General features: G+C 45.6%; 7 protein-coding genes. 4 read left to right on the top strand and 3 right to left on the bottom strand.

Annotation, left to right across the window (positions count from 1 at the left end):
• Nucleotides 1-57: 57 nt before the first annotated feature.
• From J0L70_RS16295 to J0L70_RS16285, 3 genes are all read left to right on the top strand, one after another.
• The gene (locus tag J0L70_RS16295) at nt 58-3,084 is read left to right on the top strand and encodes an Npt1/Npt2 family nucleotide transporter (RefSeq protein ID WP_287455276.1); all 3,027 of its coding nucleotides are present in this window, start codon (nt 58-60) and stop codon (nt 3,082-3,084) included.
• A 36-nt stretch (nt 3,085-3,120) separates the two neighbouring features.
• Complete coding sequence (locus J0L70_RS16290) at nt 3,121-3,597, top strand: Crp/Fnr family transcriptional regulator (RefSeq protein ID WP_017288769.1); 477 nt, start codon at nt 3,121-3,123, stop codon at nt 3,595-3,597.
• A 202-nt stretch (nt 3,598-3,799) separates the two neighbouring features.
• Nucleotides 3,800-5,278: a DEAD/DEAH box helicase family protein gene (locus J0L70_RS16285; protein ID WP_287455275.1), complete on the top strand. Its 1,479-nt coding sequence runs from the start codon at nt 3,800-3,802 to the stop codon at nt 5,276-5,278.
• 17 nt (nt 5,279-5,295) lie between these two features.
• Here the strand turns inward: J0L70_RS16285 and J0L70_RS16280 are convergent, their stop codons facing one another.
• Together J0L70_RS16280 and J0L70_RS16275 are read right to left on the bottom strand one after the other, a co-directional pair.
• A complete protein-coding gene (locus J0L70_RS16280; RefSeq protein WP_268242329.1) occupies nt 5,296-7,434 on the bottom strand; it encodes a PAS domain-containing sensor histidine kinase in 2,139 nt (712 codons plus the stop codon).
• 73 nt (nt 7,435-7,507) lie between these two features.
• Complete coding sequence (locus J0L70_RS16275) at nt 7,508-8,674, bottom strand: murein hydrolase activator EnvC family protein (RefSeq protein WP_287455274.1); 1,167 nt, start codon at nt 8,672-8,674, stop codon at nt 7,508-7,510.
• Nucleotides 8,675-9,115: 441 nt separating this feature from the next.
• On the opposite strand from J0L70_RS16275, the gene J0L70_RS16270 reads away from it, so the two are divergent.
• Nucleotides 9,116-10,135 carry a cistern family PEP-CTERM protein gene (locus J0L70_RS16270; RefSeq protein ID WP_287455273.1) on the top strand — a complete coding sequence of 340 codons (1,020 nt, stop codon included), beginning with the start codon at nt 9,116-9,118 and terminating at the stop codon, nt 10,133-10,135.
• A 67-nt stretch (nt 10,136-10,202) separates the two neighbouring features.
• Here J0L70_RS16270 and J0L70_RS16265 read toward each other — a convergent pair whose 3' ends face one another.
• The gene (locus tag J0L70_RS16265; protein ID WP_287455272.1) at nt 10,203-12,608 is read right to left on the bottom strand and encodes a sucrose synthase; all 2,406 of its coding nucleotides are present in this window, start codon (nt 12,606-12,608) and stop codon (nt 10,203-10,205) included.
• Between the last annotated feature and the right edge of the window lie 92 nt (nt 12,609-12,700).

Raw genomic sequence — 12,700 nt, 5'->3', positions numbered from 1 at the left:
GGATTCCTCACATACATCAAGGAATCATGTGCATCGATTTAACGAGAACACCCCCACATGGTTGCGTCAAATTCGGCTCCCCAAAAATCAGGCGAAAATCGGTTCCTGCGCTGGATTAATCTCCGAAAAGGCGAAGGACAGCGCACGTTTTGGATGTTTACGGCTTATAGCGCAACTTCATCCGGTCTGATGTGGCTTGAAGCCTGTTCGGTCGATCGCTTTCTCTCAGAATTTGGCGCAGCGAATCTTCCCGTCATCTACATCACAAGTGCTGGTCTGAAGATTCTTTTAGGAATGTTGTACTCGTGGCTGCAAACATTTTTGCCGCTGCGATCGGTGATTATTTGGATTGCGCTCTTACTCGCTGCACCCCTTCCCTTCTTTTCATTGGGTCTTAGCGAATCTGCGGAAGCACAGATTGGCAGCTTTTATATTGTGCAGATTACGATCTTTGCCATGCAGCTTTGGCTAGAGGCAAGCCATGTTCTCAATGATTTGAACGCTTCGATTACCGCTAATCAGTTGTTTAATATCCGAGAAATTAAGCGTACCTATCCGTTAATCAGTAGCGGCATTCTGGTTGCAGATGTGTTTGGTGGGTTTTCGTTACCTTGGGTCCTGCGGCAATTTCCACGAGATCAAGCGGTTCCAAGCGTACTGCTTCTGGCATTTGGGCTGATGGTCTTCGGCGCGATCGTCCTGTTTGGCTTGAGTCTTGCCAATCGGCAAGCTTTTCCTACGGCTCGTCGTCGTCGAGAAGACAACAATGCCGAACATTCTCCGCCCCGACTTCAGGGACAGATGAAAAGTTATATGCAGTTGTTGCAGATCTTCTTTTCGCTGGCACAGGTTTTTCTCTTGCTGGTTGAGTTTCAATTTCTGACGCAATTAGGCAAAGATTCGGGGCTGGCTTCTCAGATTGTAGGTGGCGAAGTTGCTGGCTTTCTCGGACTGTTTAACGGGGCATTGGGGATTTGCGAATTGGCGATGCAGTGGATGTTTTCGAGCCGTGTTCTCGATCGCATGGGGGTTTTCACCTCGATTATGCTGCTGCCGATCGTCGTCATGAGTCTCACAGGCATTTCCATGACCGGGATGATTCCTGTGTTTTATGGAGTTTTAGCACTGCGGTTTCTCTATGAATTACTGCATTACACGCTGCTAAGTGGAAGTGTGCCATTTCTCTTTTATTCTGTTCCTGACCATATTCGTAACCAAGAACAAGCAAAAGTTCGGAGTATTGCAGAGCCTATTTCTACTGCTGTGACTGGATTAATTCTCATGGGATTAGTCAAGCTCAGTATGAATGGCATTGGCGTTGCAGAACAGACGCTCAGTTTCAGTCTGATGATTGCAGCCGCGATTGTGTGGCTCTGGACGATTGGTGCATTGAAAAAAGAGTATCTCAATCTGCTCGTTCTGAATGCGGGGCGTGGACAGTTGAGCACCTCAGAGGTCGATTTGAAAGCGCTGCGACAGAAGACGATCGATACTTTAGAAAAACCCGGAACCGAAGAAGATAAACGTGCCTGTATCGAATTCTTAAGTGAAATTGATGGCAGAAATTCAGGAGAAGTTCTGGCTCCACTGCTTTCTAGACTTTCGCCAGAATTGCAGTACAAAAGCATCGAAGTGATGCTCAAGCATCCGAATCCGGCATATTTAAATCCAGTCAAATCACTCTGCGCTCAGCGTCCCGCTCCGGAAGTAATGGCAGTTGCTTTGCGCTATATCTGGTTGACCGAAGAATCTGCTTCATTCAGTGAATTGCGGCATTACCTCAAGCCAAATCATCCTTCTATTGTGCGAGCGACCGCAGCATCGCTGATTTTGCGCCAAGGGACTATGAGCGAAAAGGCAGAAGCAACCTATGTCTTGCATTCGATGTTGACGAGCAAGCAAGTTCAAGATCGCGTGATTGGCTGTCGGGCATTGGGAGGAGCCGTACATCTACAAGGCTTACGATTGTGGCTCAAACCTTATGTCTCTAAGTTGGTCAAAGATCCATCGTTTGAGGTGAGAGCTGCAACGTTAGAAGCGATCGCAGCAACTCGATCCGAAGAATTCTACCGTTACCTGATGGTGGGTTTATATCATCGCCCCACTCGCGAAGCCGCCAAGTCAGCTCTCGTGAGCTTAGAAGATACCGCACTCAACAATCTGATTCGGCTTGTGGATGATGTGGAGCGACCGCTGTTAGTTCGGACTGAAGCGATGAGTGCGATCGGACAAATTGGCACTCCAGAAGCTTTAGATCTGCTGATTTCTCGATTGACAACTTCTTGGGGAGTTCCGCGACGTGCCCTATTACGCATCCTGCTGAAAGTGCCCAACGAGAAAGGAATTGATGCAGTCGCAGAGCAGTTAGGACGTGTAGGGATTGAACAACTGATCGAACAAGAATTGATGTTTATCGGGCAAGTGTATGCGGCTTCGATGGATTTGATTTTGGAGCGGATTCGCTGTGATGAGACGATGCTCTTGCGATCGGCATTAGAAACGTTGCCTGCCGATAGTTTGGAGCGGATCTTCTTGCTGATGAAGTTTCTCTATCCGATTGGTTCGATTCGAGTCGCAGAGTATAACTTACAGTCAGAATCGAAATCCGCGATCGCGCAAGGGTTAGAAATTCTCGATAGTACCTTGGACATTAATAGTAAACGGGCATTACTGGGAGTTTTGGATCGAGAGTTGCCGATCGATAAGCTGCAGAGTTTATCGAGTCTTGTGCCTTATACGCCGATGCAACCGAGCGAGCGACTGAACCATTTACTCGAGCTGCGGCATTTTATTTCAGATTGGGCATTAGCTTGCTGTTTCCATCTCGCAAAACGGGCACATTGGAATATCAGCCCAGATGCGATTCGATCAGGCTTGCGACATCCGAGAGGCTATGTTCGAGAAGCCGCTCTGAGCTATATCGCAACCCAATTTCCTCAGAAGTTAGGACTGGTGCTGCAAGGATTTCAGAACGAGCGCAATCCCATTGTGGCAGCGCAAGTTCAAGAGATGATGAAAAAGTTGGGGATGCGTCTGCCAGCACAACATCCTGAAGCGCTACCGCGCCTGAAAACCGAATCTTAGGGTGATATCTAGTTTGTAAGTTGAAAAAAGCCAGCCATGTTGAACAGTTTTGAACGCTTATTGCTTGTTCGAGGAGTCCCCATTTTTAAGGAATTGCGGGACGATTTCCTGGTGCGGCTGGCATCGATTATGGAAGAGCGATCGTATGGGGTGCGCGATACGATTCTGATTGAGGGTCAAGAAGGACGCTCCATGTATGTCATTTCTAAAGGGGTCGTTCGGGTGCATAGTGGCAGCCGAGATCTGACGTTCTATAAACGTGGAGATTTTTTTGGAGAGATGTCGCTGTTCGATTCGGAACCGCGATCGGCATCCGTGACGGCGATCGAGCCTTGTGAGTGTTTGGTCTTGACGCAGCAGCAGCTATATGAAGCAGTCGATGAAACGCCTGGGATTGCCTTAAATTTGGTCAAGATTCTCACAGGTCGGGTGCGAGAGATGAATAAGAAGATTAAGGTGCAGGAACAGGAAATTCGGTTGCTCAAAGGTGAGCCGATTACACAGATTCAGTAATTGGAATTGAGTCATTTAACTTGAGCAATTCGTGAATTCGGAATCAGCAATTCTAGCTCTGTGCGAGATTAGATTCAGTCCGAACGAATTTGATGCATCAAGTGCTCTAAGGATCATCCGAACTGACTGGATCGAACTATAAAACATTTCTCACGAAAATCCGGTACGATCAGCAGAAGGATTAAGTGACAAATGTACTAAAATGCCACGCAAGCCTGCTCTATCTTACGATCGTGGAACGCTGATTCTTCATCCACCGCCTAAGGGCAAAGCGTGGATCGAATTTGCCGTGTGGGACGATCGCATTGAGAAGTTTCGGGTGCCTGCAAATCAATATCGAGAATTGATGTTAGCACTGCGATCAGAAGGCATTGAAATCGACGATCGCGCAAAAGGATTTGATCAGATCAATCTCGTTCCTGCTGTGGAAATGGAGCCTTATCCTCATCAGCAAGAAGCTTTAGACGCTTGGCAAACTTCAGGACGATTAGGTGTCGTGGTCTTACCGACCGCAGCCGGGAAAACGTATCTGGCACAGTTGGCAATGCAAGCGACCCAGCGCAGTACGTTGATCATGGTTCCAACCTTGGATCTGATGCATCAATGGTATGCGAACTTATGTGCTGCATTTCCTGATACAGAGATTGGATTGTTGGGCGGAGGATCGCGCGATCGCACTCCGATTCTGGTTGCAACGTATGACAGTGCCGCGATTCATGCAGAAACATTAGGCAATCAATATGCGCTGCTAGTCTTTGATGAATGTCATCATTTGCCCAGCGACTTTAATCGAGTGATTGCAGAATATGCGATCGCGCCTTATCGCTTAGGGTTGACGGCAACGCCAGAGCGCACCGATGGCAAACATGAAGATCTCAAGACGTTAATCGGACAAGAAGTTTATCGGAGAACGCCAGAAGAATTATCCGGTTCAGCCCTTGCGAAACACGAAGCAATTCAGATTCGTGTCGCACTTTCTCAACAGGAGCGAGAACGCTACGATCAACTGATTCAAATTCGCAATGCTTTTCTCAAACAATCCAATCTCTATCTGAGTAGCGCTCAAGGTTGGCAGCGATTTGTGCAAGCAAGCGCGAGATCCAAAGCCGGACGCCGAGCGATGTTAGCGCATCGAGAAGCAAAAGCGATCGCATTTGGAACCGAGGGAAAACTGAGAGTTCTTGCCGATTTACTCGCGCGTCATTATCCTGAACGCACGCTCATTTTCACAGATGATAACGCTACGGTTTATCGAATTTCTCAGGATCTGTTGATCCCCGCCATTACCCATCAAACGCCTGTCAAAGAACGGCATGAGATTCTGACCAAATTTAAGCAAGGAGAGTATCGATCGCTCGTTGCTTCTCGTGTGTTAAATGAAGGGGTAGATGTTCCCGATGCAAGTATTGCGATCGTGCTTTCGGGCACGGGTTCGGCACGCGAGTACATTCAACGGATGGGACGAATTCTGCGCAAAAGCAAAGATCCAGGAAAATTAGCCATTCTGTATGAAGTCGTGGCAGAAGATACTAACGAAGAAGGCGTTTCCCGACGACGGAATCCGAATCAGAAGAAAAAACCGCGATCGGCTTCACGCCAGTTAGAACTGGTCTCTTATACAACTCCTCCAAATGTCGTGCCACGCGCCGCAGAAGGTGAGTCCAGCTATGACGATTGGTAAGTCATCGCCAAAATTCCCTAACTCCACTGCAACTGCCGCACTGGAATCTCAATCACAAACGTGGCTCCCCGCTCTGCCTGATGGTCACACCACAACCGTCCCCCATGTTGCTCGGTGACAATCTGATAACTAATCGACAATCCTAATCCTGAACCGTGACCAATCGGTTTAGTCGTAAAAAATGGGTCAAACAACCGCTGATGCGTCGCAACTGACATGCCAATTCCGTTATCTGTGATCTGAATTCGTACCCATTGCGTCGGTTGTCCGTCTACCTCTTCAGTAAAGAGCACCGCTTCAATCGTGATCTCCGGGATAAAATCAATTTCTTCTAGCAGCCACCGCTCATCAATTGCTTCGATCGCATTCGAGATCAAATTCATAAATACCTGATTGAGCAGTCCTGCAAAGCATTGAACTTTCGGCAAACGATCAGAGTTCTGTGTGACCTGAATGGCAGGGCGCATCATTGAAGTTCCCGAAGCTCGGTTGGCTTTCAACAAATGCTGCAACAGCATTAAAGTACTTTCGAGTCCTTCACGTAAATCCACTGCCTTCAGTTCAGCTTCATCATGGCGTGAGAAATTTCGCAGCGATCGCACAATATCCCGAATGCGTTCGGCTCCGGTTCCCATTGAATCTAGAAGTTTGAATACATCATGCTGCATAAACTCTAGATCGAGGGCTTCTAGTTCTTCGGCAATCTTCTGAGGCGGAACGGGATACGCCTCATGATAAAGCCAGATTACGCTCAGCAAATCTTCAACATACTGCTTTGCGGGTTCTAAATTGCCATAGATAAAGCTCACAGGATTATTGATTTCATGAGCAATTCCTGCCACTAATTGCCCTAAACTCGACATTTTCTCAGTCTGAATCAATTGCGTTTGTGTTTTTTGCAATTGCCGAAATGCTTGTTCAAGTTCCTGTGCTTTTTGACGAAGCTGCTGTTCTGAATTTTGCAACGCGATCGCAGTTTGTTCGCGCTCTGTTTCTAATCGGATACGCTCTGTAATATCAAGTACTGTCGAAACAATACTTACAATATTTCCATCTGCGTCTAAGACAGTATTGTTATGCCATTCGCAAGTAATAATTTCTCCATTGTCGCGGATGTTCTCATTAATGTTGCGCTTTCCTCCTGTCTGTTCTATCAATCGCGTGATTACTTTGCTGACCTCAGGCTGCACGTTACTGGGAATCCAGTAATCGCAAGGTTTCCCAAGCGCTTCATCTCTCGATGTGCCAAACATAAACTCTGCGGCTGGATTCCACTCTTTGACCGTGAGTTGGGGTGTCCATTCAATAATCGCGAGGGGCGCATGTTGAACTAAAAGCGCTAATCGCTGCTCAGACTGAGATCGCGCAAGTTCTGCTTGTCTACGTTCTGCTTCGCTATTCACACGATCGGTAATGTTAATTCCCATTGAAACAATGCTCATCACACTACCATTCGGAGCGAGTAACGGATAGTGAAACCATTCACAAATAATCGTTTCACCGCTCAAAGTCAAATGTTTCTGGATCTGTTGTGTTGTTCCTGATTGGGTCAGTAATGGGGCAATGACGGTTAAAAAGTCTGCTTTGAGAAACTCTGGCAAAATTTTCTCAAGCGACTGCCCGACAGCTTCTTTTCGGGAGTAGCCAAATGTTCGTTGTGCAGCAAAGTTCCAGGTTTGGATTTTATAGTCTGCTCCCCATTCGACAAAAACAAATGGGGATTGTTGAATGAGTAAGGTCAGCCGCTGCTGCGATCGCATTAATGCAACTTCTGCGGCTTTCCGTTCTTGAATCGCTTGATCCAGTTGATCTGAATTTGCGGATTCTGTCTCTTTGATCGTTGCAACGATCAGGGGCATTCCTTGAACAGCGGATTTTACAACCGAAATCTCTTGAGTCCCGCCATTGGCATCATACAGATATCCCGTTTGAGTTCCGGCTGTCAGTCCTGTTGTGAGGTCAGGTGAGAGAATACGATCGACATTGCGAAGAAATTCAGCCGCGCTATAGTGTGCGAGCGTGCATAAAGCTTGATTGGCAAAAACGATTTGCTGATGATGATTCTGAACAAAAATTGGCGTTGCAACTTGATCGAGAACTCGCCAAAGATATCCTGTCGCATCTGATGTTGCTTCAAACTGATCTTCCCCGATCATTACCCGCTTCCTAACCTGAAATACGTTCTTGTTAGCGTTCCCAAAAAGGAATCGGTCGATTGAGCATGAGACCCTACAAATATCCAGCAGGATCAACAGGCTCACCGTCTTTCCTGACTTCAAAGTGTAAATGTGGTCCTGTGGATAATCCGGTCGAACCTGTCGCCGCGATCGCTTTTCCTCGCTCCACCGTTTGCCCTTCACTCACATACAATTCCTGTGCGTGAGCATACATCGTTGTGATTCCATTCCCATGATCCAGAATGACCGAATTTCCATATCCGCCATACCATCCGGCAAAAATGACAACGCCTCGATCGGCTGCCATAATCGGGCTACCGTAATCTGCCCCAAAATCGATTCCAGCATGGAATCGCTGATATCCCAAAATTGGGTGCATTCGATATCCGAATCCACTGGTGATCGGGCCTGCACTCGGTAAGTTGAATTGACCCGTTCCCAAAATCACAATTCCGTTGCGAGCACGTTCTTCCGCAATCCGCTTTTGAATCAATTCGCCAATGCTTTTGGAATCTTTCTCTAATTGTGCTTCTGCGGCTTCTAATGCCCGACGATTGGTTCTGAGACGCTCGACAATTTCTTTCTGATACTCTGCCTGCTGCTCAAATTGCGCCTTCTGTGCCATTAACTGTTGAGCAATCAGGGCAATATTATTCTTTTGCTGTTCAACTTGCTGCCGTTGGCGATCGACTTTCGCCGCTTCTATTTTTAAGTCTGTTAGCGTTTTACGATCATTCTTATAGATCTGTTTGAGCCGGAAACGTCGATCGAGAAAATCATTCAAGTCTTGACTTTGTAATAAAACTGCCCAGCCATTACTGCCCTGCTGACGTTGCAAAAATCTCAGACGAGAAACGGTGGAAGATTGCCGTTGCTGATAAGTTCTCTCGGTTGCGGCTAAATCTTTCTCCAAATTCTTCAAGACTTGATTAGCATTTATCAAGTTTGCTTCAGTTGTCTTGATCTGGCTAGTCGTTACCTGGATATTACGTCGAATTCCGGTGAGATCTTTTTGTGCTAATCGTTCTTGGCGTTGCACTTTTTCTCGCTCTTTCTGTACGAGTTCTCGCTGTTGATCAACTTGCTGCTGCTTCTGTTTGAGTTGATCGACTTCTTGAGCAAAGGCAGGCAACGTCAAACTCAGATAAAGCAAACTCGCGCAGAACCAAATTAGCCAAACTCGTTTCATCAACGCGAAAAATTGTGCGATCGCCAGCATGTTATCGACTCAGTGCACTGTCAAAACAGGAACCATTATGTCGGAATCTAAAATTTCGGCACTGCTGAAATCACGGGAAAGCGCCACGAATGACTCAAACAAGGTCTGACGTATGGATGCCATGAAAACCACCTCAGTAAAAACTCAGAATTTCAAATTTCACATCAAGCTCTTTCTCTATCTGCTAGAAACTCTTTGAATCCGTCATAACACTGATATAAGTTGTATAAATTAATCAATTTCTAAATATGATACACAGACGGTTCCGACTGAATTGATTGGAATTTTGATAGGAAACGTTCAACGCTACAAGATGAATGTGACCGTATGACCACTGAATAATGTAACTTTTGTGAAGTGATTCTAAAGTCAGCAAAATTATCAGGAACGACCAGTCAATTGATGTAATAGGGTATACATGGACTCTCAAATATTACTCAGATGTCAATATTCTTGTCACCCACCAAACTGCTAATCTGTGCAGGAATTCTGAGTTTAAGCTTGCTCTCTATTGCAAATCCAGCATTTGCGAATAATGGCAAAAATAACTCAAAATCTAATACCACTCCCGTTGTGGCTCCCACCCAACCAGCAACACCAGCAACCAGTTCTTTCACAGTTGGACTAGCAGATTTAGGAAAAATCTTCCGCGTCAATTTTGATGGGAACGTTGGAACTCAATCTGTTGCCGGGTTGTCTTCATTTGTTGACTTCACATTCAATGGATTTGAGACTGTTGCAGGAAATACGATCGCGAAATTTAAAGCGGTGTTGGACGACACCTCTAGCGGTGGCATTACCTCTCGTGTGACAGGATTAGGCTTCGACACAAGCTCGAATCTAGTGCGTTCAAGCGCGAGTGGGTTGTTTACTAGTGCGCATTTGGATGGTGCATTTCCAAATCAGTTCGGCAATGTTGATGTTTGTTTCAACGCTGGAAACACTTGCCAAGGGGGCGGAAATGGCGGTATCAGCACGTCTGGCGGTACTGGAACGTTTGACTTCTCACTCACACTGGCAGGTGCAGTAAATAGCCTCACACTCAGCAATCTTGGAGTTCGTTACCAAAGTATTGCGGGTACATCATTAGGCACAAGCGGTACGGGTCGTGCGACCTCCGTCACTGTGCCTAATCCCCCAACTACCCCCCCAACTACTCCTCCAACTACTCCTCCGACTACCCCCCCAACTACTCCTCCAACTACTCCTCCGACTACCCCCCCAACTACTCCTCCGGTGACTCCTCCAGTTACCCCTCCAATATTCGACACGCCGATCGATGGAACAAAACCCAACGATCCGACCCCACCGGTTACTCCTCCGGCACCTCCAACTCCTCCGAAACCGCCCACACCTAAACCTACGAAAGTACCTGAACCTGGCACGATCGCAGCATTAGCGTTAGTGAGCGCGATCGCAGTGCGTTACCGCAAACAACGCGATACCGAAGCGGAAATCTAAATCCGTTAGAAAACACGACAATCATCAAAAAAGAGAGTGCAAAACTTCACTCTCTTTTTTCTTATCTTTACGATCTCTGGAGTTGTTCAGCTAACAATCCTTGCGCTCTAGGGCGATAGAGCAGATAGAACAGCGATTCAATGTATCGCATCATATCTTCGCGATGATCCTGCGAAGTGTAATTCCAGAAGCCATAAATTTTGGCAAGTGAGAGCAGCCGCGTTGTATGAATTTTCCAAGTGTAAGTACTGTAGACTCGCTCGATTCCCCGCTGCGAAATCTGGCTCCAATAGTGCGGATCGCGATCGCACTGGTCTAGAAACTCTAAAATTACTTCTGCTGTTTCTTCGTAATTGGTTGGATTGATATAAGATCCATTCACTTTGTTCTGAATAATTTCAAGTGGACCTCCAAATCGAGTTGCAAACATTGGCAGCCCAGTCACCATCGCTTCAAGAATCGTCAAGCCAAATGCCTCAAATAAAGCAGGCTGCACAAAAATTCCTTCTCGATCAGCAATGACTCGATACACCTCTCCCGTGTCAATTTTGGGCAGACGCACACCAAGCCAGCGAATTTTGCCCTTGAGCTGATAGCGATCGATAATTTCATACAGCTTTTCGATTTCGCTAATTTCTTCGTGATCGGTTGAATCATCGGTGCGAAGTTTCCCCGCAATTAGGATCAAATTACATCGCTCTTGCAGAGATTCACTTTGTCCATAAGTCTCAGCCAGTCCTGTGAGATTTTTAATGCGATCAAGTCTCGCCATCGAGAACAACGGACGTTTATCTGGATTATCCAATTTGCCGTAGATTTGTTCAGGATCGTCATCGTAAAACAGAAGATTCTCTAGCCGTTCTCGATCGTTTAATAGTCGATCTTCTGTGCGAGTAAAGGGAAAGAATACGGCTTCATTCACACCTGGAGGAACAACGTTGAATTTAGGACTAAATAACTCAATCCCATCAACAACATGGTACAAATCTGGCATAGTAAAAGATTTGTAAGATTCGTACTGACCAACGCTTTCAGGTGTGCCAACGATCTCTTGATAGGTGCTGCTAATGATAAAGTTTGCTGCATTCATTGCAATCAAATCTGCCGTAAATTGCAGCGAGAAATGATATTTATCTTCTAGATCTTGCCAGTAAAGATTGCTAAAAAGATATTTCGATTTCTCAAGCGCATGAGCAATAATACAATGTGTTACTTTGAGTCGTCTTGCTAGTAAAAAAGCAACGAGGTTTCCGTCAGAATAGTTACCGATAATTAAATCCGGTCTGCCTTGAAACTCCGCTCGAAGCTCACGTTCTGCATCGATTGCAAAGGTCTCCAAATACGGCCAAATCTCGAATCGAGAAATCCAATTTTGTGTCAAATGTGGATTAAATTCTCGAAATGGAACTCTTAAAATCCAAGCATCTGTTGTGCCATAAATCTTTTCAAGTCTCTGATTACAAAGTGTTCCATCACTATTTGGAATCAATCGCGTTAAAACGATGACTTTCGGCTGCACACCCAAGATAGCTAAACCTGCAAGTGCAAGATCCTCTTGCAACTGTTTTTCCAAGCTTTTAACCTGATCTAGAATGTAGACGACTTGCCCGCCCGTATCAGGTCTGCCTAAAACGCCTTCTTGTCCAAACCATCCATGCGGCGAAATTAATGCCACTCTAAAGATCATTGGAATTCGCGAGATAAAAGCATCTAAAGTTTGGTGATCAGGTGAATCAATTAATTGATCTAAAATTTCTAACGTTTCTCGAACCCTTGCCGCTGTGTTACCCCAACCTGGTTCAAATCCTAAATCTTGTAATTCAAATCGAAAGGTTTGATAAGGATCATTTGGATCACGATCGCTGACAATTCCTAAGGCTTGCTTCACGCGATCGCTTAATTCTTCGGTGGAGCGAATCCGCTCATTAATCAACAATTGAAGCCCGTTATATCGATGTAACTGTAGAAATTGATATAACGAAACTTGCCCCTTTTTCTCATCTTGAAATAATTGGCTAGATAGAAAACGGTTGAGATATTCAACACCTTTTCCAATGTTTTTTGGATCACGCAATACAGGCGAATAGTCATAGAAGGGCGCAAAATCAATTTCGTATACATCCCCTTCTTGGGGATGATAGTGGTTGACAAAGCGATCGCGTAAATCGAGCAATTCTTGAACACTCATCGGTTCTACTGTCAAATCTTCAAGAATTCGGTACGCCTCTTGCCTTGCAATTCTCGGACGGATAATCAGGCAAAAAAAATCGTTTTCTAAAATAATTTCTTGAACATATCGGATTAATTTTTGTAGATTTGGTGAATCGGAAAATTGCTCCGACTTCTCGCTAAAAAGTTGAAGAATCTCATTTCTAAGCAAATACTTTTTATCAGATGATCTTAATAAACTCGCAAACTGACGAAAATCAGATCGTTCCTCACTCTTGAGAACAGCTTGAATTAACTCTGACATCTTTCCTCACTCTCGATTTCAGTACTTCCATCTCCGGTTTTCCCAAAATAATTCTCATTTGGGGAAGATACTTTACATAATTTGAAATAACC

Source organism: Leptolyngbya sp. UWPOB_LEPTO1 (assembly GCF_017302695.1).
GTDB classification, from domain to species: domain Bacteria; phylum Cyanobacteriota; class Cyanobacteriia; order Leptolyngbyales; family Leptolyngbyaceae; genus Leptolyngbya; species Leptolyngbya boryana.
The sequence above is the reverse complement of the archived record's forward strand: the minus strand, read 5'-3'. Positions and strand labels throughout refer to the sequence as shown.

Bases quoted from the DNA above. Each gene is read 5' to 3' on its own strand.
- J0L70_RS16280 (WP_268242329.1), bottom strand. From the start codon at position 7,434: ATGATCGGGGAAGATCAGTTTGAAGCAACATCAGATGCGACAGGATAT.
- J0L70_RS16295 (WP_287455276.1), top strand. From the start codon at position 58: ATGGTTGCGTCAAATTCGGCTCCCCAAAAATCAGGCGAAAATCGGTTC.
- J0L70_RS16265 (WP_287455272.1), bottom strand. From the start codon at position 12,608: ATGTCAGAGTTAATTCAAGCTGTTCTCAAGAGTGAGGAACGATCTGAT.
- J0L70_RS16275 (WP_287455274.1), bottom strand. From the start codon at position 8,674: ATGCTGGCGATCGCACAATTTTTCGCGTTGATGAAACGAGTTTGGCTA.
- J0L70_RS16270 (WP_287455273.1), top strand. From the start codon at position 9,116: ATGTCAATATTCTTGTCACCCACCAAACTGCTAATCTGTGCAGGAATT.
- J0L70_RS16290 (WP_017288769.1), top strand. From the start codon at position 3,121: ATGTTGAACAGTTTTGAACGCTTATTGCTTGTTCGAGGAGTCCCCATT.
- J0L70_RS16285 (WP_287455275.1), top strand. From the start codon at position 3,800: ATGCCACGCAAGCCTGCTCTATCTTACGATCGTGGAACGCTGATTCTT.